Annotated in this window: 29 protein-coding genes; 23 read left to right on the plus strand and 6 right to left on the minus strand. The window is 59.8% G+C overall.

Annotation, left to right across the window (positions count from 1 at the left end; genetic code table 11):
* Nucleotides 1-3 precede the first annotated feature (3 nt).
* On the minus strand, nucleotides 4-1,533 hold the full coding sequence (gene gpmM / locus KW825_RS17330; protein ID WP_218329914.1) for a 2,3-bisphosphoglycerate-independent phosphoglycerate mutase: 1,530 nt from the start codon (nucleotides 1,531-1,533) through the stop codon (nucleotides 4-6).
* A 347-nt stretch (nucleotides 1,534-1,880) separates the two neighbouring features.
* On the opposite strand from gpmM, the gene KW825_RS17335 reads away from it, so the two are divergent.
* The 3 genes from KW825_RS17335 to gpsA are packed head-to-tail and all read left to right on the plus strand — an operon-like array spanning nucleotide 1,881 to nucleotide 3,837.
* A complete protein-coding gene (locus tag KW825_RS17335) occupies nucleotides 1,881-2,312 on the plus strand; it encodes a rhodanese-like domain-containing protein (RefSeq protein WP_042652883.1) in 432 nt (143 codons plus the stop codon).
* Between the two features lie 47 nt (nucleotides 2,313-2,359).
* Complete coding sequence (gene secB / locus KW825_RS17340) at nucleotides 2,360-2,830, plus strand: protein-export chaperone SecB (RefSeq protein ID WP_005890810.1); 471 nt, start codon at nucleotides 2,360-2,362, stop codon at nucleotides 2,828-2,830.
* Between the two features lie 2 nt (nucleotides 2,831-2,832).
* A complete protein-coding gene (gene gpsA / locus KW825_RS17345) occupies nucleotides 2,833-3,837 on the plus strand; it encodes an NAD(P)H-dependent glycerol-3-phosphate dehydrogenase (RefSeq protein ID WP_218292529.1) in 1,005 nt (334 codons plus the stop codon).
* A 76-nt stretch (nucleotides 3,838-3,913) separates the two neighbouring features.
* Here gpsA and nfuA read toward each other — a convergent pair whose 3' ends face one another.
* Both nfuA and KW825_RS17355 read right to left on the minus strand, forming a co-directional pair.
* Entirely contained in the window at nucleotides 3,914-4,492 is a 579-nt protein-coding gene (nfuA, locus tag KW825_RS17350) for a Fe-S biogenesis protein NfuA (RefSeq protein ID WP_042652881.1), read from the minus strand.
* 193 nt (nucleotides 4,493-4,685) lie between these two features.
* On the minus strand, nucleotides 4,686-5,402 hold the full coding sequence (locus KW825_RS17355) for a ComF family protein (RefSeq protein ID WP_218329915.1): 717 nt from the start codon (nucleotides 5,400-5,402) through the stop codon (nucleotides 4,686-4,688).
* A gap of 38 nt (nucleotides 5,403-5,440) precedes the next feature.
* Here KW825_RS17355 and bioH point away from each other — a divergent pair, with 38 nt between their 5' ends.
* From bioH to KW825_RS17370, 3 genes are all read left to right on the plus strand, one after another.
* Nucleotides 5,441-6,205 carry a pimeloyl-ACP methyl ester esterase BioH gene (bioH, locus tag KW825_RS17360; protein WP_218329916.1) on the plus strand — a complete coding sequence of 255 codons (765 nt, stop codon included), beginning with the start codon at nucleotides 5,441-5,443 and terminating at the stop codon, nucleotides 6,203-6,205.
* A gap of 71 nt (nucleotides 6,206-6,276) precedes the next feature.
* Nucleotides 6,277-6,510 carry a flagellar biosynthesis protein FlgE gene (locus KW825_RS17365; RefSeq protein WP_218329917.1) on the plus strand — a complete coding sequence of 78 codons (234 nt, stop codon included), beginning with the start codon at nucleotides 6,277-6,279 and terminating at the stop codon, nucleotides 6,508-6,510.
* Between the two features lies 1 nt (nucleotide 6,511).
* Nucleotides 6,512-7,102, plus strand: a complete 591-nt coding sequence (locus KW825_RS17370) for a hypothetical protein (RefSeq protein WP_218329918.1) — start codon at nucleotides 6,512-6,514, stop codon at nucleotides 7,100-7,102.
* Nucleotides 7,103-7,208: 106 nt separating this feature from the next.
* On the opposite strand, the gene KW825_RS17375 is transcribed toward KW825_RS17370, so the two are convergent.
* Nucleotides 7,209-9,530 (minus strand): Tex family protein, encoded by a 2,322-nt coding sequence (locus KW825_RS17375; protein WP_218329919.1) that lies wholly within the window; start codon nucleotides 9,528-9,530, stop codon nucleotides 7,209-7,211.
* A gap of 215 nt (nucleotides 9,531-9,745) precedes the next feature.
* Nucleotides 9,746-10,219 carry a transcription elongation factor GreB gene (gene greB, locus KW825_RS17380; protein WP_218329920.1) on the minus strand — a complete coding sequence of 158 codons (474 nt, stop codon included), beginning with the start codon at nucleotides 10,217-10,219 and terminating at the stop codon, nucleotides 9,746-9,748.
* A gap of 226 nt (nucleotides 10,220-10,445) precedes the next feature.
* Here greB and ompR point away from each other — a divergent pair, with 226 nt between their 5' ends.
* Nucleotides 10,446-11,165, plus strand: a complete 720-nt coding sequence (gene ompR / locus KW825_RS17385) for a two-component system response regulator OmpR (RefSeq protein ID WP_042652876.1) — start codon at nucleotides 10,446-10,448, stop codon at nucleotides 11,163-11,165.
* Complete coding sequence (gene envZ, locus KW825_RS17390) at nucleotides 11,162-12,472, plus strand: two-component system sensor histidine kinase EnvZ (protein ID WP_042652875.1); 1,311 nt, start codon at nucleotides 11,162-11,164, stop codon at nucleotides 12,470-12,472. Before ompR ends, envZ begins: the two co-directional genes overlap by 4 nt.
* A gap of 37 nt (nucleotides 12,473-12,509) precedes the next feature.
* Here envZ and KW825_RS17395 read toward each other — a convergent pair whose 3' ends face one another.
* Nucleotides 12,510-13,424, minus strand: a complete 915-nt coding sequence (locus KW825_RS17395; protein ID WP_042652874.1) for a DMT family transporter — start codon at nucleotides 13,422-13,424, stop codon at nucleotides 12,510-12,512.
* A gap of 355 nt (nucleotides 13,425-13,779) precedes the next feature.
* Between KW825_RS17395 and rpsJ the strand changes: the two genes are divergently transcribed.
* The 15 genes from rpsJ (at nucleotide 13,780) to rpsN (ending at nucleotide 20,457) form a co-directional block, all read left to right on the plus strand.
* Nucleotides 13,780-14,091 carry a 30S ribosomal protein S10 gene (rpsJ, locus tag KW825_RS17400; RefSeq protein ID WP_005307944.1) on the plus strand — a complete coding sequence of 104 codons (312 nt, stop codon included), beginning with the start codon at nucleotides 13,780-13,782 and terminating at the stop codon, nucleotides 14,089-14,091.
* A gap of 22 nt (nucleotides 14,092-14,113) precedes the next feature.
* Entirely contained in the window at nucleotides 14,114-14,746 is a 633-nt protein-coding gene (gene rplC / locus KW825_RS17405) for a 50S ribosomal protein L3 (protein WP_005319753.1), read from the plus strand.
* A 17-nt stretch (nucleotides 14,747-14,763) separates the two neighbouring features.
* On the plus strand, nucleotides 14,764-15,369 hold the full coding sequence (gene rplD / locus KW825_RS17410) for a 50S ribosomal protein L4 (RefSeq protein WP_025325386.1): 606 nt from the start codon (nucleotides 14,764-14,766) through the stop codon (nucleotides 15,367-15,369).
* Complete coding sequence (gene rplW / locus KW825_RS17415; protein WP_005319747.1) at nucleotides 15,366-15,668, plus strand: 50S ribosomal protein L23; 303 nt, start codon at nucleotides 15,366-15,368, stop codon at nucleotides 15,666-15,668. The genes rplD and rplW overlap by 4 nt, the downstream gene beginning before the upstream one ends.
* 15 nt (nucleotides 15,669-15,683) lie before the next feature.
* Complete coding sequence (gene rplB / locus KW825_RS17420; protein WP_042652873.1) at nucleotides 15,684-16,505, plus strand: 50S ribosomal protein L2; 822 nt, start codon at nucleotides 15,684-15,686, stop codon at nucleotides 16,503-16,505.
* A 22-nt stretch (nucleotides 16,506-16,527) separates the two neighbouring features.
* A complete protein-coding gene (gene rpsS / locus KW825_RS17425; protein WP_005307960.1) occupies nucleotides 16,528-16,806 on the plus strand; it encodes a 30S ribosomal protein S19 in 279 nt (92 codons plus the stop codon).
* A gap of 10 nt (nucleotides 16,807-16,816) precedes the next feature.
* Nucleotides 16,817-17,161: a 50S ribosomal protein L22 gene (gene rplV, locus KW825_RS17430; protein ID WP_005890899.1), complete on the plus strand. Its 345-nt coding sequence runs from the start codon at nucleotides 16,817-16,819 to the stop codon at nucleotides 17,159-17,161.
* Between the two features lie 3 nt (nucleotides 17,162-17,164).
* Nucleotides 17,165-17,878, plus strand: coding sequence for a 30S ribosomal protein S3 (gene rpsC, locus KW825_RS17435; protein WP_033130008.1), 714 nt, complete (start codon nucleotides 17,165-17,167; stop codon nucleotides 17,876-17,878).
* 13 nt (nucleotides 17,879-17,891) lie between these two features.
* Nucleotides 17,892-18,305, plus strand: a complete 414-nt coding sequence (rplP, locus tag KW825_RS17440) for a 50S ribosomal protein L16 (protein WP_033130009.1) — start codon at nucleotides 17,892-17,894, stop codon at nucleotides 18,303-18,305.
* Nucleotides 18,305-18,496 (plus strand): 50S ribosomal protein L29, encoded by a 192-nt coding sequence (gene rpmC / locus KW825_RS17445; RefSeq protein ID WP_005319733.1) that lies wholly within the window; start codon nucleotides 18,305-18,307, stop codon nucleotides 18,494-18,496. Before rplP ends, rpmC begins: the two co-directional genes overlap by 1 nt.
* Complete coding sequence (rpsQ, locus tag KW825_RS17450; RefSeq protein WP_005307966.1) at nucleotides 18,496-18,744, plus strand: 30S ribosomal protein S17; 249 nt, start codon at nucleotides 18,496-18,498, stop codon at nucleotides 18,742-18,744. Before rpmC ends, rpsQ begins: the two co-directional genes overlap by 1 nt.
* Before the next feature lie 146 nt (nucleotides 18,745-18,890).
* On the plus strand, nucleotides 18,891-19,259 hold the full coding sequence (gene rplN, locus KW825_RS17455; RefSeq protein ID WP_005890908.1) for a 50S ribosomal protein L14: 369 nt from the start codon (nucleotides 18,891-18,893) through the stop codon (nucleotides 19,257-19,259).
* Nucleotides 19,260-19,270: 11 nt separating this feature from the next.
* Entirely contained in the window at nucleotides 19,271-19,588 is a 318-nt protein-coding gene (rplX, locus tag KW825_RS17460; protein ID WP_042652872.1) for a 50S ribosomal protein L24, read from the plus strand.
* 13 nt (nucleotides 19,589-19,601) lie between these two features.
* On the plus strand, nucleotides 19,602-20,141 hold the full coding sequence (rplE, locus tag KW825_RS17465) for a 50S ribosomal protein L5 (protein ID WP_042652871.1): 540 nt from the start codon (nucleotides 19,602-19,604) through the stop codon (nucleotides 20,139-20,141).
* Between the two features lie 10 nt (nucleotides 20,142-20,151).
* Nucleotides 20,152-20,457, plus strand: coding sequence for a 30S ribosomal protein S14 (gene rpsN, locus KW825_RS17470; RefSeq protein ID WP_042652870.1), 306 nt, complete (start codon nucleotides 20,152-20,154; stop codon nucleotides 20,455-20,457).
* Nucleotides 20,458-20,461 lie beyond the last annotated feature (4 nt).

Consider the following 20,461-nt stretch of genomic DNA (forward strand, 5'->3'; position numbering starts at 1 on the left):
GGATTATTTCAGAATCATCAGGGGCTTGCCAGTCATTTCCGGCGGCACAGGCAGACCCATCAGGGTCAACATGGTCGGGGCCAGATCGGACAGTTTGCCACCTTCCAGCACCTCGGCCTTGCGACCGAAGTAGATGAGGGGAACCGGCAGATTGGTGTGGGCGGTGTGCGCCTGACCGGTCTCTTCGTCCAGCATCTTCTCGGCGTTGCCGTGGTCGGCGGTGATCAGGCATTCGCCACCCACCTCGGCCAGGGCCTCGGTGACACGACCTATGCAGTGATCGACGGCCTCACAGGCCTTGACCGCGGCATCGAACACGCCGGTGTGACCGACCATGTCGCCGTTCGGGTAGTTGCAGATGATGACGTCGTACTTGCCGCTCTTGATGGCGCCGACCAGCTTGTCGGTCAGCTCTTCGGAGCTCATCTCCGGCTGCAGATCATAGGTGGCCACTTTCGGGCTGGCGACGATCTCGCGATCCTCACCGCTGAAGCAGGACTCTTCGCCACCGTTGAAGAAGAAGGTGACGTGGGCGTACTTCTCGGTCTCGGAGATGCGCAGCTGGGTCTTGCCCTGCTTGGCCAGCCACTCGCCCAGGGTGTTCACCAGGGCAGTGGGCGGGTAGGCGCAGGTGGTTTTGATGTCGGCGGCGTATTCGGTCAGCATCACGAAGTTCAGCGCCGGGGTGACGGCACGGGCGAAGCCGGTGAAGTCGCTGTCGACGAAGGCGCGGGTGATCTCGCGGGCACGGTCGGCACGGAAGTTCATGAAGATCAACGCATCGCCATCTTGCATGGGGGCGGCGGCACCGATGCGGGTGGCCTTGACGAATTCATCGTTCTCGTCGCGGGCATAGGCGGCGGCCAGGGCTTCGCTGGCGCTGTCGGCGGTGAACTCGCCCTTGCCCTGAGTCATCAGGTCATAGGCTTGCTGCACGCGGTCCCAACGGTTGTCACGGTCCATGGCGAAGTAGCGGCCGATCATGGAGGCGAAGCGACCCTTGCCCAGACGGGCAAACAGGGCATCGAACTGCTCGATGGAGGACTGGGCGGAGCGCGGCGGCACGTCGCGGCCATCCAGGAAGGCGTGGAAGTAGATCTGCTCGGCGCCACGCTTGGCGGCCATCTCGATCATGCCCATGATGTGCTCTTCATGGCTGTGTACGCCACCCGGTGACATCAGACCCATGATGTGCACGGCCTTGCCGTTGGTCACGGCGCCGTCAACAGCCTTGGCCAGCTCGACGTTCTGGAAGAAGTCGCCGTCCTTGATCTCCTTGGAGATGCGGGTCAGCTCCTGATACACGATGCGACCGGCACCTATGTTGACGTGGCCCACTTCGGAGTTACCCATCTGACCATCCGGCAGACCCACATCCAGGCCGGAGCCGGAGATCAGGGTGCTGGTGTAATCATGGGCGAGACGGTCGAGGTTGGGGGTCTTGGCGGCAGCGACGGCGTTGTGCTCTTGCTTGGTGCTGTAGCCCCAACCGTCCATGATGACCAGAACCAAAGGTTTCTTAGCTGTTGACATAAGGCTATGTCCTCTCGGATAGGAATGAATTGCAGGAAGTGAAACTAGCGTAATATTACTACATCTGCCGAAATAGTCACCTGATAGCCAAGCCCCTCTGTGGCCTGGTTTTTTTGCTGTTATCGGCCCGTTTTCGGCATGTTGCCGGCTTGTCTGCCAACCTCGTCATCGTCTTTACAACCGCTTTTGCATGCCCGCCAGACCCGCATCTATGGCCGCTCTTCATGGGGGCAACCCGCGCTCAACCCCTGATGGGAGCTTGCTCTCGCTTTGCCGCCAAGATGGCTGATCTTATCGGGGGCCCCATGTATACTCGGGCCCTTGTCTTGGTCCCTGGATAGTAGAAGATGCAAGAGTATTTGGATTTTGCGGCCCGCAACCCGCTGCTGGCAGCAGCCTGGTTCGGCCTGGCAGGCACCCTGGTGTACACCACGGTGCGTGCTCGTTTTTCTCCGGTGAAGGCGGTGAACAACCACACCGCCACCCTGCTGATCAACCGTGAAAGTGCCACAGTGGTGGACATTCGCAGTCAGGAAGAGTTTGCCAAGGGCCACCTGGCCGGCGCTCATCACCTGCCCCTCACCCAGATCCAGGCCAATAATCTGGGTCCGGTTGAAAAGCATAAAGATGCCCCCATCATAGTGGTGTGCGAGTCGGGGATGACCGCTGGTGGCGCGGGTCGCCTACTGAGCAAGGCCGGTTTCAAGCAGGTGTATACGCTCAGCGGTGGCATGGCCCAATGGCGTGCAGAGAATCTGCCGGTAACCAAAAAACGCTGATTTAAGGGCCTGCGCCCACTCATTTTCTTAAAAAGGAATCAAACGAAATGGCTGACGAAATCAACAACCAGGAAGTGCAACCGGAATTCCACATCCAGCGTGTCTACACCAAGGATGTCTCCTTCGAAGCGCCGAACACTCCGCACATCTTCCAGAAAGAGTGGCAGCCGGACGTCAAGCTGGACATGGACACCAAGACCAGCGTGCTGGCCGACGGCGTGTACGAGGTCGTGCTGACCCTGACCGTGACCTGCAAGCTGGAAACCGAGACCGCCTTCCTGTGTGAAGTGCAGCAGGCCGGTATCTTCTCCATCGGCAACCTGCCGGAGCCGCAGCTGGCTCACTGCCTGGCCGCCTTCTGCCCCAACATCCTGTTCCCCTATGCCCGCGAAGCCGTGGCTAACCTGGTGAGCAAGGGCTCCTTCCCGCAGCTGAACCTGGCACCGGTTAACTTCGATGCCCTGTTTGCCCAGCACATGGCGCAGGCACAGGCCCAGCAGGCGACTGCGGAAGCCTGATAATGGCCGACCAGATCGCTATCTCGGTCTTGGGGGCGGGGTCTTACGGCTCCGCCCTTGCCATTTCTCTGGCGCGCAACGGTCATCCGACCCTGCTGTGGGGTCACGACCCCGCTCATGTCGCCGTGTTGGAACAAGATCGCTGCAACAAGGCTTTCCTGCCGGATGTCCCTTTCCCCGCCGATCTGCAGCTGACTGCCGACTTGCAGCAGGCGGTGCAAGCCGCCCCCGTGCTGCTGCTGGTGGTACCGAGCCATGTGTTCGGTCAGGTGCTGGCCCGGGTCAAGCCCTTCCTGCGCCCCGATACCCGTATCGCCTGGGCTACCAAGGGGCTGGAGCCGGACAGTGGCCGCCTGCTGCAGGACGTGGCCCGTGAGGTGCTGGGTGAGGATATCCCGCTGGCGGTGATCTCAGGCCCCACCTTCGCCAGGGAGCTGGCCGCCGGGTTGCCGACCGCCATCTCGGTGGCGTCGACCCATGACGACTTCGCCGACGATCTCTCGCTGCTGCTGCACTGTGGCCGTTCGTTCCGGGTCTATACCAACCCGGACTTCATCGGCCTGCAGCTGGGCGGGGCGGTCAAGAACGTCATCGCCATCGGTGCCGGTCTCTCCGACGGACTGGGTTTTGGCGCCAACGCCAGGACAGCGCTCATCACCCGGGGTCTGGTGGAGATGCAGCGCCTCGGCGCCGCCCTCGGTGCCGATGCCAAGACCTTCATGGGGATGGCGGGGCTCGGGGATCTGGTGCTGACCTGCACCGATAACCAGTCCCGCAACCGTCGCTTCGGGCTGGCGCTCGGGGCTGGCAAGACGGTGGAGACCGCCATGGCCGAGATCGGCCAGGTGGTGGAAGGCTATCGCAACACCAAGGAGGTGCATCTGCTGGCGGCCCGCTGCGGCGTCGAGATGCCCATCTGCGAGCAGATCTTCCAGGTGCTCTATCAGGGCAAGAACCCGAAAGAGGCCGCCATCGCCCTGCTCAGCCGGGACAAGCGCGACGAGTGATCCTGTTCGGCTCGCCGGATAGCAAAAGGCCCCGCCAGGATCTGGCGGGGCCTTTTTCATGAGCGGGCAGGGCCGATCAATAGTAGGAGTGATCACCACGCTGGTGCTCGGTGGCATCTTTCACGCCGTTGAGCTCGCCCGGGAATTTCTCCAGCAGTTGCTTCTCGATCCCCTCTTTCAGGGTGTAATCCACCTGTGAGCAGCCGTTGCAACCACCACCGAACTGCAAAATCGCCAGCTTGTCGTCGGTGATGTCAATCAAGGTCACCTTGCCACCGTGACCGGCCAGCATGGGGTTCACCTCTGACATCAGCACGTATTCGATGCGATCGGCCAGGGGGGCATCGTCGGCGACCTTGCGCATCTTGGCATTCGGCGCCTTGAGGGTGAGCTGGGAGCCCATCTGATCGGTGACGAAATCTATGGTGGCATCCACCAGATAAGGGGAGCTCAGGGGATCGACCAGGCAGTCGAAGCCGCTGAAAGGCAGGTGTTGATCTTCCGGGTCCACCGCATCCGGTGGGCAATAAGAGACGCCGCACTCGGCGTTCTGGGTTCCCGGATTGACCACAAACACCCGGATATTGGTGCCATCAGGCTGATTTTCCAGCAGCTTGCGGAAATGCGCCTGGGCGGTGTCGGAAATGCTGATCATCACTATCCTCATAAACCTGAGTGTACGACTAGGGTATTCATGATAACTCTCTTGGCAGGGCTTGGGTAGCATGGCAGTAGTTGCTTGGTGTGCTTCATGATGTGACAGAGAGCGGCAAAGTGCCCACTCCGTTACTCCTTCATTACGTGGTTATAAAAATGAGCAGCCGAGTGGAGCCTGCTCAGTGGGGGCGTCATTTCAGGTGCTTCAGGGTGCGGCAGATTGCCCAGACTTCTACCCGCTGGACGCCGCTCTCATGGAGCAAGCGGGTGAGCTGGCCCGCGGTGGCACCCGTGGTGACCACATCGTCGAGCAGCGCCACGTGGCGATAGTGGTGGGCTCGGATCTGAAAGGCGCCGCGCAGGTTGCGCCGGCGTTGGCCGGCACTCAGCCTGGTCTGCTGCGGGGTGGCCTTGGCTCGGCGCAGCAGCCCGCTGTCGCAGGGGATGCCGCTGATCTCGGCGAGGGCGTCGGCGATCTCCTGCGCCTGATTGAAGCCGCGCCACCAGTGTCGCCACCAGTGCAACGGCACCGGAATGATGACCTCGGGCGGCTGCGCGAGATCCAGATGGTCTGCCAGCAGCCGTGCCAGGGGGGACGCCAGCAGGATCTGGCCCGAGTACTTGAGGCGGGGGATGAGCAGGGGGTAGGGCGGCAGATAGTCGCCGATCACCTGCAATCGCTGCCAGGGTGGTGGCCGGCGCTGGCAGCGGCCGCAGAGGATCCCTTCGGCCGGCAGCGGGGCGGCGCACAGTTGGCAGCGAGGCTCCTGTTGTCGCAGGGCCCGCTGGCACCAGTCGCACAGCAGGGGCTTGTCGTCACAGGGCTGGCGGCAGAGCAGACAGAGCCCCAGCCAGTCGGCCCGACTGCCGAGGATCGGACTTGCTTTGGCGAGCAGCCGCTTTAACATGCAGGCACCAAGCGGATAAACAGGGATCTTGAGTCTAGATGAGCATATCGGTTGAGCGGTTTGGCCAGGGGCCGGATCTGGTGTTGTTGCATGGTTGGGGCATGAATGGTGCTGTCTGGCACGGCATAGCCCAGCAGCTGGCGGACCATTATCGGGTGCATCTGGTGGATCTGCCCGGCTTCGGCAACAGTCCTCTGAACGACGGGAGTGACTATTCCCTGCCCTGGCTGGCAGAGCAGGTGGCCAGCGTATTGCCGGAGCGTTGCCATCTGCTCGGCTGGTCCCTCGGCGGCCTGGTGGCGAGCCAGTTGGCGCTGACTCATCCTGAGCGGGTGCAATCCCTGATCACGGTTGCCAGTTCGCCCTGCTTCATGGCGCGGGATGAGTGGCCCGGCATCGCGCCCAAAGTGCTGGCCGGCTTCAACCAGATGCTGGCGGGGGACTTCAAGCAGACCATAGAGCGCTTCCTGGCGATCCAGGCCATGGGCAGCGAGCACGCCAGGGATGACATCCGCCAGCTGCGCCACTGGCTGGCGGAGCGCCCAGCGCCCCAGCTTGCCGCGCTGGAGGCCGGCCTCGGCCTGCTGGCCGACGTCGATCTGCGGGATGAGTTGACCACGCTCAGCCTGCCTTGGCTGCGCATCTACGGCAGGCTGGATTCGCTGGTGCCCAAGGCGGCCATCCCGCTGCTGAACGAGCGCTATCCCCATAGCCGCAGCCTGGTGCTGGACAAGGCCTCCCATGCCCCCTTCATCTCTCATCCGGCGCAGTTCATCGCCATGGTGCGGGAGTTCATCGGCTGAAAAGCGAGCGGCAGGCTTCAATAATTCCTCTGGGTGGTGAATAATCAGTCAACAGTCAGAGGAGCAAGATGATGCGTATCGATTCCGCCATGACGACGGGAGTACAGGGATTCCAGCGGGCGGAACTGCTCGCCGAGCAGGCATCCGGCCAGATCGCCCGCCTCAATACGCCGGTCGGCGATCGGGTGGAGCTGCCGGACGAGCTGGTCACCCTCAAGGTGGCCGAGCTGCAGGCCGGCGCCTCCGGCAAGGTGATCCAGACCGCCAGCGACATGCTGGGTACCCTGATCGACATCAGGGTGTGAGATGAACATCAACGTCGGTCTGCCGCCGATGATTCCCAATCAGCTGCACCCGCAGACGGAATCGGCACAGACTGACAATCGCCGCACCGAACTCGTACCCCAGGCGCGCCAGGGCGAGGCCTCCGCTGCCGAGTCCGGCGTGGCCTCCCAGAAAGACCAGTCCAGGGCCGCCCAGGCCAACCCCGCTGCCCAATCCTCCCGTGAGAGTACGCCAGCCAGCCCGACGGCGGCGCCCCAGCGCTTTGTCGACGCCACCGATGAAGACGGGAAGCGCAGGCAGCAGGAGTCAGGCCAGCAGGAGCAACAGAAGCAACAGCAGCGGGTGGAGCGGGGTCGTGAGATGCGCCAGCATGAGCAGGTGCGCGCCGCCGCCCTGGCACCGGCCGAGCCCTCCTCCCAGGATCTGAGCGTGGCCCGCACCGCCACGCTCAAGCAGGCGCAGGCCCGCAGGGAGCTGATGGAGGTCGAGCCTGCCAGCGGTGCATCCGGCCCGCTCGGTGCCTATATGGACAGACGCAATCAGATCATCGCCCAGCACTATCGGCAGGCGGTCAGGCCCACCCCCCGTCAGAGCTTCAGCCTGGATATCTAAGTCGCCTACTGTCAGTGCAGGGCAACCTTGATGGCCTGTGACTCCTCAGCCTTGGCGAAGACCCATGAAAAAGCCCCTTTCGGGGCTTTTTCATCGTGCTGGTCGGCTATTTCTTGTTCTTGGAGAGGGCGGCGGCGAAGGCGTTGCCCATGGCCCCCCCGATGGGATTGGCCGGCCTCGGCTCGCTTCTCGCCTTAGGCGCGCCCATCGTTTGACGCGGCTCGGCTGGTTTGCGGGCCTGCTGCCCACTCTTCTCGCCGGCTTTCTCATTGAGGCGCATGGTGAGGCTGATCCGCTTGCGCGGGGCATCCACCTCCAGCACCTTGACCCGCACTATGTCGCCCGCCTTGACCACCTCGCGGGGATCCTTGATGAAGCGATCGGTCAGGGAGGAGATGTGCACCAGCCCGTCCTGATGCACGCCGATGTCGACGAAGGCGCCGAAGTTGGTGACGTTGGTGACCACGCCCTCCAGCACCATCTCGGGCACCAGGTCGCTGATCTTCTCCACCCCGTCCTTGAAGGTGGCGGTCTTGAACTCGGGGCGCGGGTCACGGCCCGGCTTGTCCAGTTCACCTATGATGTCGGTGACCGTGGGGACCCCGAATCGCTCATCTGTGTAGTCGGCGGCCCTCAGGCCGCGCAGCAGGCTGCCGTTGCCGAGCAGGCTCTCCACTTGCTGCTGGAGTTGCGCCAGGATCCGCTCCACCACAGGATAGGACTCCGGGTGCACCGCCGAGCCGTCCAGCGGGTTGCTGCCGCCGCGAATGCGCAGGAAGCCGGCGCACTGCTCGAACGCCTTGGGGCCGAGCCGACTCACCTTGAGCAACTGCTGGCGATTGTGGAAGGCGCCGTTGTCGTCTCTGTAGGCGACTATGTTCTGGGCCAGGGTCTGGGAGAGGCCGGAGACCCGGTTGAGCAGGGCGACCGAGGCGGTGTTCACATCCACCCCCACCGCGTTCACGCAATCCTCGACCACGGCGTCCAGCCGGCGCGCCAGCTGGCTCTGACCCACATCGTGCTGGTATTGGCCCACGCCTATGCTCTTGGGATCGATCTTGACCAGCTCGGCCAGGGGATCCTGCAGCCGGCGGGCGATGGAGACGGCACCGCGGATGGAGACGTCGAGATCCGGGAACTCCTGGGAAGCGAGCTCGGAGGCGGAGTAGACGGAGGCGCCGGCTTCGCTCACCACGATTTTCTGCGCCTTGGCGGCGGGATAGCGCTCGAACAGATCGCTCACCAGCCGGTCGGTCTCCCGCGAGGCGGTGCCGTTGCCGATGCTGATGAGCTCGACCTTGTGCTTCTGGCACAGCTCGCTCAGGGTCCTGAGGCTCTGATCGACTTGCTTCTTGGGTTCGAACGGGTAGATGGTCGCGTGATCGACCAGCTTGCCGGTGGCATCGACCACGGCCACCTTGACCCCGGTACGGATGCCCGGATCCAGCCCCATGGTGCAGCGCATGCCAGCCGGCGCCGCCATCAGCAGATCCTGCAGGTTCATGGCGAACACCTTGATCGCCTCTTCCTCGGCACTCTCGCGGATGCGGCCGATAAGCTCGGTCTCAATCTGCAGCGAGAGTTTGATCTTCCAGGTCCAGCTCACTACCCCCTGCAGCCACTTGTCGGCCGGCCGGCCCTGCAGGTTCAGCCTGAGGTGATGGGTGATAATGCCCTCGCAGGGGCTGGCGCCCTCGTCGTCGCCGGTCACCAGCGCCAGGTTGAGCACCCCTTCGTTACGACCACGCAGCATGGCCAGCACCCGGTGGGAGGGGGCCTTGTGCAGCGGCTCATCGTGCTCGAAGTAGTCCTTGAACTTGGCCCCTTCCTGCTCCTTGCCCGCCACCACCCGTGCGCGCAGGGTGGCGTTTTGCCACAGGTAGTCCCGTAGCTTCTCCAGCAGATCGGCCTGCTCGGCGAAGCGCTCCATCAGTATGTAGCGGGCGCCGTCGAGGGCGGCCTTGCTGTCGTTTATTCCCTGCTCGGCATTGAGGAAGCGGGCCGCCTCCTGCTCCGGATCCTGCATGGGGTCGGTGAGCAACAGATTGGCCAGCGGCTCCAGCCCTGCTTCGATGGCCATCTGCCCCTTGGTGCGACGTTTGGGCTTGTAGGGGAGATAGAGATCTTCGAGCCGGGTCTTGCTGTCGGCACCGTTCAGCTCGCGCGCCAGCTCGGGGGTCAGCTTGCCCTGCTCCTCGATGGAGCGAATGATCACCTGGCGGCGATCTTCCAGTTCACGCAGATAGCCGAGGCGGCTCTCCAGGGTACGCAGCTGACTGTCGTCCAGGCCGCCGGTCACCTCCTTGCGATAACGGGCGATGAAGGGCACGGTGGAACCTTCGTCCAGCAGGCGCACGGCGGCCTGCACCTGTTCCGGGCGAGCATTCAGCTCGGTGGCGATCTGTCTCTCTATTGCATGGCTGTGCATCTGGGGTCCCTGTGGTCGGGTCTGGGCGTCGAGGCGCCAAATGTGAGCACTATATGGGGTCGGCGCGGGGGATGCCACCCCGGACCATACGAGCTGGTCAGGAGTTGACCCGCGGGGTGGGACGGGGCCAGTTATATCGAATAGCGTTCGTGAACGGAATGACCCGAGCCAGGCGGCGCACTCGGGCCCTGTGGGGGTTGGCCCCTGGCGGGTGCTTACTTGGGATAGCTGATCTCGTTGACATACCAGCAGGCGTCACCGACGGGGGTGCGCACTATGGCCTCATCCCCCACCTCCTTCTTGAGCAGGGCGCGGGCCATGGGGGAGTCGATAGAGATGTAATCCTTGCGACGGAAGATCTCGTCATAGCCGACGATGCGAAAGCGCTTGGTCTCTCCCTCTTCGCTCTCCACCTCGACCCAGGCGCCGAAGAACACCTTGCCCTCCTGGGACGGGGCATAATCGACTATGGTCAGCTCCTCCAGGCACTTGCGCAGGTAACGCACCCGCCGATCGATCTCCCGCAGCCGCTTCTTGTTGTACTGGTAGTCGGCGTTCTCGCTGCGATCCCCCAGGCTCGCCGCCCAGGCCACCTTCTTGGTGACCTCGGGCCGCTCTTCGCGCCACAGGGTGTCGTGCTCCTGCCGGAGTCTGTTGTAGCCTTCGCGGGTGATGAGTTTGGTTTTCATGAGCTTATCAATCCCTTGCGCCAGCATGGCGGGTTGCATTGTGCTGCCCGGGATCTTAGCCATTGCCGTCTGGCTGTCGAGCAAAAAGGTGCCACAAGCTCGTCCAGCGCGAGTGCCATCCCCCGTGGTTCCCGGGATGAGGGTAATAACCGGTAACATATTTATGCTTTGTCGTTGCCGGGGGGCGCCCTAGTATTGAGGCAGAAGAGAGAGAGGAGAGGCAGCGATGAGTCAGCAATACAAGGTCCTGGTGGTCGACGACGACCTGAAATTACGCTCCCTGCTGGAGCGTTACCTCACCGAGCAGGGGTTCATGGTGCGGGGCGTCGCCAACGGTGAGCAGGCCGATCGGCTGCTCACCCGTGAGAACTTCAGCCTGATGGTGCTGGATCTGATGCTGCCGGGGGAGGATGGACTCTCCATCTGCCGTCGCCTGCGCGAGGCGGGCAACCAGATACCTGTGTTGATGCTCACCGCCAAGGGGGACGAGGTGGATCGCATCGTCGGGCTCGAGATGGGGGCCGATGACTACCTGCCCAAGCCGTTCAACCCTCGCGAGCTGCTGGCCCGGATCCGCGCCGTGTTGCGGCGCCACACCGTCGAGCTGCCCGGTGCCCCCTCTTCCGCCGAGAAGGTGGTGAGCTTTGGCGCCCATCAACTCAACCTGGCGACCCGCGAGCTGAGCCGCGACGGCGACCCCGTCGCCCTGACCAGCGGCGAGTTTGCGGTGCTCAAGGTGCTGGTGAGCCACCCCCGCGAGCCGCTCTCCCGCGACAAGCTGATGAACCTGGCCCGGGGCCGCGAGTACACCGCGACCGAGCGCAGCATAGACGTGCAGGTGTCCCGCCTGCGCCGCCTGCTGGAGCAGGACCCGGCCCAGCCTCGCTACCTGCAGACCGTCTGGGGTCTGGGTTATGTGTTCGTGCCGGACGGTGATGGCGCATGAAGAAAGTGAGCAGCATGTTCTCCCGCATGCTCTGGTTCCTGGCCGCCGTGTTGGTGGTCTATCAGTTTGTCTCCTATGTCACCTTCTATAACTACCTGCTGTCGCCCACCGTCAAGCAGATCAGTCATCTGCTGGCCAATCAGGTCAAGTTGATCTTCCCCATCGACAGCAAGCAGCTGGCGCTGAGCGAAGATGCCGAGGCGCTGGTCTATGTGGCCACCGGCAGCGACATCTATACCCAGAGCGAAGCGGAGCAGCACGGGCTCAACGACTCCAAACCCTACGCCTATCTGGAAGAGAACATCAGCCGCGAGCTGAAGGGGCCGACCAAGGTGCGGGTCGAGATCCAGGATCACTACATCATCTGGATCCAGCCGCCCCATGCCAGCCAGATATGGGTGCGGATCCCGCTGACCGAGATCGAGGATGATGACATCGAGCCGCTGATCATCTACATGAGCGTGCTGCTGGTGGTGACCCTGTTTGCCGCCTGGCGCTTCGCCCGCCAGCTGGTGCGTCCGCTGGAGGATCTGGAGGCGGGCGCTGTGGCGGTGGCGCGCGGCAACTTCCCCGATGCGCTGGGGGAACGAGGCTCGCGGGAGGTGCGCCGGCTGACCCGCACCTTCAACCACATGTCGAGCTCCATCAAGCGGCTGATCGAGGAGCGCAACCTGATGATGGCCGGGGTCTCCCACGATCTGCGCACCCCCTTGACCCGCATCCGGCTGGCGACCGAGATGATGTCATCAGGGGATGAGTACCTCAGGGAGAGCATCAACGCGGACATCGACGAATCCAACGGCATCATCGATCAGTTCATCGACTACATACGCCCGGACGAGGGGCTGGACACCCAGCAGATCGATCTGACCCAGCTGATCCACGATGCCCTGCTGATGCAGACCGATCAGGGGCTGGAGCTGGAGCTGGTCTTGCCGGAGCAGGCGGTGCGGGTGGCCTGCAACCCCATCAGCCTTCGCCGCATCCTCAACAACCTGTCGGGCAACTCGCGGCGCTATGGGGCGAGCCGGCTGCAGGTGGAGCTGAAAGACGACGGTCATTGGGTGCGGCTGCGGCTGTCGGACGACGGCCCCGGCATTCCGGCCCAGGATCACTCCCGGGTCCTCAAGCCCTTTACCCAGGGCAATGTGGCGCGCACCGGGGGTGGCAGCGGGTTGGGGCTGGCGATCGTCGCCAAGATAGTGTCCCAGCACCACGGCACCATACGGCTGGGAGACTCGGAGCTGGGGGGCCTGCTGGTAGAGATCCGGTTGCCCAAGCACCAGCCGCTGGAGTGGATGGATTGAGAAGGGGCGCATCGATGGATGCGCCCCTTTTGCATTGTCAGGCCTGGGGTTCGCTCGTCTTGCGGTAGCGCTTGCCGTATTTCAGCTGCTGAATGAGCAGGGCCGCCACTATCAGGGCCAGCCCTATGGGGGTCGCCGGGTGTATGGTCTCGCCTATCAGCAGGTTGAGCAGCACCAGGGAGGCGAAGGGCGAGATGAAGATGAGGTTGCTGATGGGCGCCGTGTTGGTGGCGTGGCGCAGGGCCATCAACCAGAGCACGAAGCCGAACCCCATCTCGAACAGGCCGACATAGATGGCGCCGGCCCAACCCTGCCAGGCGGTCATGGCAAAGTCGGAGAGCAGCCAGGTCGCCACGACGATAAACGGCAGGCTGATGAGGAAGCCGAGCAGCAGGCTGACCACGGGATCGCCCTGGTTGCGGGTATTGAGGATCCAGTAGCCGGCCCAGATCAGGGTCGACACCAGTGCCAGCGTCACCCCGAGCGGGCTGTCGAACTGCAGGCCGAACACATCCCCCTTGGTGGCGATCACCAGGGCGCCGAAGTAACCCAGCACTATGGCGACCCCGTCGCGGCGGCGCAGCTTCTGGCCGAGGAAGGGGACGGCCAGCAGACTGAGGGTGATGGCCCAGGTGTAGTTGAGGGTCTGCGCCTGCTGGGCGGGCAGCAGATCATAGGCCTTGAACAGCAGCAGGTAATAGAGGAAGGGATTCAACACCCCCAGCGCCAGATAGTAGAAGGGACGCTCCTTGATATAGCTCCGCAGCAGCGACAGTTTGCCCTGTTTGGCAACGATAGCGCCGAGAGTCAGGGTCGAGGTCAGGGCCGCCACGAGCAGCAGCTGCACCGGCTCGAAGTAGGCGAGGGAGATCTTGAAGGCGGTGGCCACCGTCGACCAGAGGGCGACGGCGCAGAGTCCATATTGATAGGCTTTTTTCTGATCTTTGAGCATCGGGGTCGTTCCGCTGACAGAGGCAAGGGCGCAGTCTATCAGCCTGTTTGCAACATTGTCGTTACCGGTTTGCGGTAGGCGGGCAGGGGATCGTCAGCGAGATCCATCCTCCACACAAAGTTGCGCACTATCTGTCCGCGCTCCCTTGCGCGAATTGAAAAAATCCGTATAATCCCCTCCGCTTACCCATGAGGTAAGCCAGACGATTGGTCTGCTGCTGAGCTTCCCGTTTACGAGTCGCCAGCCATACAGTCCTCCCGATATGGGAGGAAACGTGAAAAATCGCACCTCTGGCGGGAGTAATCTCGGTCGGGCGGTGTTGATTTATGTTCTTTTATCTATTGGAGCTCTGTCAATGCAGAACCAAAGAATCCGTATTCGCCTGAAGGCTTTTGATCATCGCCTGATCGATCAATCCACAGCGGAAATCGTTGAAACTGCAAAGCGCACTGGCGCGCAGGTTCGCGGTCCTATCCCGCTGCCGACTCGCAAAGAGCGCTTCACCGTCCTGATCTCCCCGCACGTCAACAAAGATGCGCGTGATCAGTACGAGATCCGCACTCACAAGCGTCTGGTAGACATCGTTGAGCCGACTGACAAGACCGTAGACGCCCTGATGCGTCTGGATCTGGCAGCCGGTGTAGACGTCCAGATCAGCCTGGGTTAATTACGGAAAGAGGTTGATAACAATGACAATCGGTCTTGTAGGTCGCAAAGTGGGTATGACTCGCATCTTCACTGAAGATGGCGTTTCTATCCCGGTGACTGTTATCGAAGTTGAAGCTAACCGTGTAACTCAGGTCAAATCTGTAGAAACCGACGGCTACAACGCTATTCAAGTTACCACTGGCGCCAAAAAAGCCAGCCGTGTAACCAAGCCGGAAGCTGGCCACTTCGCCAAAGCTGGTGTCGAAGCCGGCCGCGGTCTGTGGGAATTCCGCCTGAACAACGGTGAAACTTTCACTGTTGGTAGCGAGCTGAAAGTAGATCTTCTCGCTGACGTTAAGATGGTAGACGTTACTGGCACATCCAAGGGTAAAGGTTTTGCGGGCACTGTAAAGCGCCACAACTTCCGCACCCAGGATATGACCCACGGTAACTCCTTGTCTCACCGCGCTCCGGGTTCTATCGGTCAGAACCAGACTCCGGGTCGTGTATTCAAGGGCAAAAAGATGGCTGGTCACATGGGTGCTGAGCGTGTAACGACTCAGAACCTGGAACTGGTTCGTGTTGACGCTGAACGTAACCTGCTGCTCATCAAAGGTGCAGTACCGGGTGCAACCAACGGCAACGTGATCGTCAAACCTGCCGTCAAAGCGTAACGTCTGAGGAGATAGTAATGGAATTGGTAATGAAAGACGCCAAGAGCGCTCTTGAAGTTTCCGAGACTACCTTCGGGCGCGAATTCAACGAAGCTCTGGTTCACCAGGTCGTCGTTGCATATGCCGCAGGTGCCCGTCAGGGTACTCGTGCGCAGCTGACTCGCTCTGAAGTGTCTGGTGGCGGCAAAAAGCCGTGGCGTCAGAAGGGTACTGGTCGTGCCCGTGCTGGCTCCATCCGTTCGCCCATTTGGCGTTCCGGTGGTGTGACTTTTGCTGCTAAGCCGCAAGATCACAGCCAAAAAGTTAACAAGAAGATGTACCGCGGCGCTATCCGTAGCATCCTGTCCGAGCTGGTACGTCAAGAGCGCCTGATCGTTGTTGAGAAATTCGGCATCGAAGCGCCGAAGACCAAAGAACTGATCGCCAAGCTGAAAGAGATGGAACTGACTGACGTTCTGATCGTGACTGCTGAAGTCGATGAGAACCTGTTCCTGGCTGCTCGCAACCTGTACAAAGTTGACGTGCGTGACGTTGCCGGTATCGACCCGGTCAGCCTGATCGCTTTCGACAAGATTCTGATGACTGCTGATGCAGTTAAGCAAATCGAGGAGATGCTGGCATGATCCGCGAAGAGCGTTTGTTGAAAGTTCTGAAGGCTCCGCATATCTCTGAAAAGAGCACCATGGTCGCAGAAAAGCAGAACACTATCGTGTTCAAGATTGCTGTTGATGCCACCAAGGCGGAAGTCAAAGCTGCAGTTGCGAAACTGTTCGAGGTCGAAGTTGAGACCGTCCGTACCCTGAACATGAAGGGTAAAACCAAGCGCTCAGGTGCGCGTGTAGGCCGTCGTTCCGATTGGAAAAAGGCTTATGTGACCCTGAAAGCTGGTCAGGACATCGACTTCATGGGCGCAGCCGAGTAAGAGGAGTTCTGAAAAATGGCAATCGTTAAGTGCAAGCCTACTTCTCCGGGCCGCCGCCACGTCGTTAAGATCGTCAATCAAGAGCTGTACAAGGGTAAGCCCTTCGCCGCTCTGCTGGACAGCAAAAGCAAGTCCGGTGGTCGTAACAACAACGGCCGTATCACTACCCGTCATATCGGTGGTGGTCACAAGCAACACTACCGTATCGTCGACTTCAAGCGCGACAAAGACGGTATCCCGGCTAAAGTAGAACGCCTGGAATACGATCCTAACCGTACCGCTAACATCGCTCTGGTGTTGTATGCAGACGGTGAGCGTCGTTACATCCTGGCGCCGAAAGGCCTGAAAGCTGGTGACGCTATCGCTTCTGGTGTTGATGCTGCAATCAAGGTGGGTAACACCCTGCCGATGCGCAACATCCCGGTCGGTTCTACCGTTCACGCCGTAGAGATGAAACCTGGTAAAGGTGCCCAGCTGGCTCGTTCCGCTGGTACTTTCATCCAGATCCTGGCGCGTGATGGTAACTATGTAACTCTGCGTCTGCGTTCCGGCGAAGTACGTAAAGTTCTGGCCGAGTGCCGCGCTACCATCGGTGAAGTCGGTAACTCCGAGCACATGCTGCGTCAACTGGGTAAAGCCGGTGCAAACCGCTGGCGTGGTATTCGTCCGACCGTTCGCGGTATGGCGATGAACCCGGTTGATCACCCGCACGGTGGTGGTGAGGGTCGTAACAAAGGCATGCAGCCTGTGTCCCCATGGGGCCAGAAGGCTAAAGGCTTCAAGACCCGTAAGAACAAGCGTACCGACAAGTACATCGTACGTCGTCGTAACAAGTAATTGTTAACATAGAGGAATCACCATGCCACGTTCTCTCAAGAAGGGTCCTTTTATTGACCTGCACTTGCTGAAGAAGGTAGAGAAAGCGGTGGAAAGCGGGGATAAAAAGCCGGTTAAGACCTGGTCCCGTCGTTCAATGATCATCCCGAATATGATCGGTTTGACCATCGCTGTCCATAATGGTCGTCAGCACGTTCCGGTTTTCGTTACCGAAGAAATGATCGGTCACAAACTGGGTGAATTCGCACCGACTCGTACTTATCGCGGCCATGCTGCTGATAAGAAGGCTAAGAAGCGCTAAGGGATAAATGATGGAAGCTATCGCTAAACACCGTTATGCCCGTACTTCTGCCCAGAAAGCTCGTCTGGTAGCCGATCAAGTACGTGGTCTGTCCGTAGACAAGGCTCTGACTCTCCTGACCTTCAGCCCGAAAAAGGCTGCTGTTCTGGTGAAGAAAGTGCTGGAATCTGCCATTGCAAACGCTGAGCACAACGAAGGCGCCGACATCGACGCCCTGCGTGTTGCTACTATCATGGTCGACGAAGGTCCCTCCATGAAGCGCATCCGTCCTCGTGCCAAAGGTCGCGCGGATCGTATCCTCAAGCGTACCGCTCACATCACTGTAGTGGTATCCGACGCTAAGGCTGGGAGATAAGCAATGGGTCAGAAAGTACATCCTAATGGCATTCGCCTGGGTATTACCAAGCCTTGGAATTCTACCTGGTTCGCGAACACCAAAGACTTCGCTGACAACCTGTACAGCGATTTTCAAGTACGCCAGTTCCTGACCAAGGAGCTGAAAAACGCGTCCTTGTCCAAGATCACCATCGAGCGTCCGGCCAAGAGCATCCGTGTGACCATTCACACCGCTCGTCCGGGTGTTGTGATCGGTAAGAAAGGCGAAGACGTTGAGAAACTGCGCAAAGCCGTCGCCGTCATTGCTGGCGTGCCTGCTCAGATCAACATTTCCGAAGTCCGCAAGCCGGAGCTGGATGGCAAACTCGTTGCCGACAGCATCACTTCCCAGCTGGAACGTCGCGTAATGTTCCGTCGTGCTATGAAGCGCGCCGTACAGAACGCCATGCGCCTGGGTGCCAAGGGCATCAAAGTGGAAGTGTCCGGTCGTCTGGGCGGCGCTGAAATCGCGCGTACCGAATGGTACCGTGAAGGTCGTGTGCCTTTGCACACCCTGCGTGCCGACATCGACTACGCAACTTCTGAAGCCCACACCACTTACGGTGTGATCGGCGTCAAAGTTTGGATCTTCAAGGGCGAAGTTCTGGGCGGTCTGGCTGCAGTCAATGCTGCCGCTGCTCAAGAGCAAGCTCCTGCAAAGCCCAAGCGTGACAACAAGCGCCGCGCTGCTAAGTAAGGAGATTCGGTAAATGTTGCAACCAAAGCGTACTAAATTCCGCAAGACCCACAAAGGTCGTAACCGCGGTCTGGCCAACTCTGGTAACGAAGTTTCCTTCGGTACCTTTGGCCTGAAGGCGACTACCCGTGGTCAACTGACTGCTCGTCAAATCGAAGCAGCCCGTCGTGCCATGACCCGTCACGTTAAGCGTCAGGGTAAGATCTGGATCCGTGTGTTCCCGGACAAGCCGATTACCGAAAAGCCCCTCGAAGTTCGTATGGGTAAAGGTAAGGGTAACGTCGAATACTGGGTATGCCCGATCCAACCTGGCAAGGTTCTGTACGAGATGGATGGTGTTCCTGAGGCTCTGGCTCGTGAAGCCTTCGCCCTGGCCGCTGCCAAGCTGTCCGTTCAGACCACTTTCGTAATTAAGACGGTGATGTGATGAAAGCCCAAGATCTGCGTCAAAAGAGCGTCGATGAACTGAACCAGGAGCTGCTGGGTCTGCTGCGTGAGCAATTCAACATGCGCATGCAAGCATCCACCGGCCAGCTGGCTCAGACTCACACTCTGAAACAAGTGCGTCGTGACGTCGCACGTATTAAGACTGTACTGACAGAGAAGGCAGGTGCGTAATGACTGACAAAATCCGTACTCTGCAAGGTCGTGTAATTAGCGACAAGATGGACAAGTCCATCACCGTCGCTATCGAGCGCAAGGTAAAGCACCCGATCTACGGTAAGATCATCAAGCGCACTACCAAGCTGCACGTACATGACGAAAACAACGAGTGTAAAGCTGGTGACCTCGTGGAAATCCGCGAATGCCGCCCGCTGTCCAAGACCAAGTCCTGGACCCTGGTTGCTGTCGTAGAAAAGGCCTAATGGTCCTTTTTTGCCCAAACGGCCCCCCTTCGGGGCCGTTTGTTTTTTAGGCTACCTTTTCAAAAGAAGCTGTGTTATAGTTTCGCGCCTTTTGAAGGCAGCCAGATCCCGGAAGGGATAAGAAGTAAACAAAGCGGAGCACTAAAATGATCCAGATGCAAAGTATGCTGGGTGTAGCCGACAACTCCGGCGCTCGCAGTGTAATGTGTATTAAGGTTCTGGGTGGCTCGCACCGCCGTTACGCCGGCATCGGCGACATCATCAAGGTTTCCATCAAGGAAGCTATTCCTCGCGGTAAAGTGAAGAAAGGTGATGTGTATAACGCGGTGGTCGTACGCACCCGTAAAGGCGTTCGTCGTCCGGACGGCTCTGTCATCCGTTTCGACAACAATGCGGCTGTTTTGCTTAACGGCAACCAACAGCCAATCGGTACTCGTATTTTTGGCCCGGTGACCCGTGAACTCCGTAATGAGAAGTTCATGAAGATTGTGTCCCTGGCACCCGAAGTACTGTAAGGAGTCGAACGATGGCAGCTAAAATCCGTCGCGAAGACGAAGTGATTGTTCTTACCGGCAAAGACAAGGGCAAGCGTGGCAAAGTCACTCAAGTTCTGATCGCTAAAGGTAAGGTTCTCGTGGAAGGCATCAACCAGGTGAAGAAACACCAGAAGCCGGTACCCGCTTTGGGTCAGGCTGGCGGTATCATCACCAAAGAAGCCCCGATCGATGTTTCAAACGTAGCGCTGTTCAACTCTGCCACTGGCAAGGCTGATCGCGTTGGTTTCCGGATTGAAGACGGCAAAAAAGTTCGTTTCTTCAAATCTACCGGCGAACTTGTGAAGTAATTGGAGTTTAACGATGGCGAAACTGCATGATTACTACAGATCCGATGTAGCAAAAGAACTGTCAAAGCAGTTCGGTTACAAGACGATCATGCAAGTCCCTCGGATCGAGAAAATCACCCTGAACATGGGTGTTGGTGAGGCGATTTCTGACAAGAAACTGCTGGAAAATGCTGCTGCCGATATGGCTGCCATTTCCGGTCAGAAGCCACTGATCACCAAAGCTCGCAAATCTGTTGCGGGCTTCAAGATTCGTGAAGGCTACCCGATAGGTTGTAAAGTAACCCTGCGTGGCGAGCGTATGTGGGAGTTCCTGGAACGGCTGATTTGCATCTCCGTACCGCGTATCCGTGACTTCCGTGGCCTGAACGCTAAAGCGTTCGATGGTCGTGGTAACTACTCCATGGGCGTGCGTGAGCAAATCATCTTCCCGGAAATCGACTATGACAAAGTCGATCGCGTCCGTGGTCTGGATATCACCATCACCACTTCCGCGAATACCGATGAAGAAGGCCGTGCTCTGCTGGCTGCCTTTAACTTCCCATTCCGCAAGTAAGGTTAGGGTTATGGCTAAAACATCCATGAAAGCACGTGAAGCAAAGCGTGCGAAGCTGGTAGCCAAGTTCGCCACTAAGCGAACCGAGCTGAAAGCTGTCATTGTTGATATGAACGCTTCTGAAGAAGCGCGTTGGGATGCTGTCTTGCAACTGCAACAGCTGCCCCGTGATTCCAGTCCGTCCCGCCAGCGTAACCGTTGCAATATTACTGGTCGTCCGCACGGTTTCCTGCGCAAGTTTGGTCTGTCCCGCATCAAGGTGCGTGAGCATGCCATGAAGGGCGAAATTCCAGGTCTCAAAAAGGCCTCTTGGTAAGAAT

The sequence above is a fragment of the Aeromonas sp. sif2433 genome (assembly GCF_019218705.1).
GTDB lineage: Bacteria > Pseudomonadota > Gammaproteobacteria > Enterobacterales > Aeromonadaceae > Aeromonas > Aeromonas encheleia.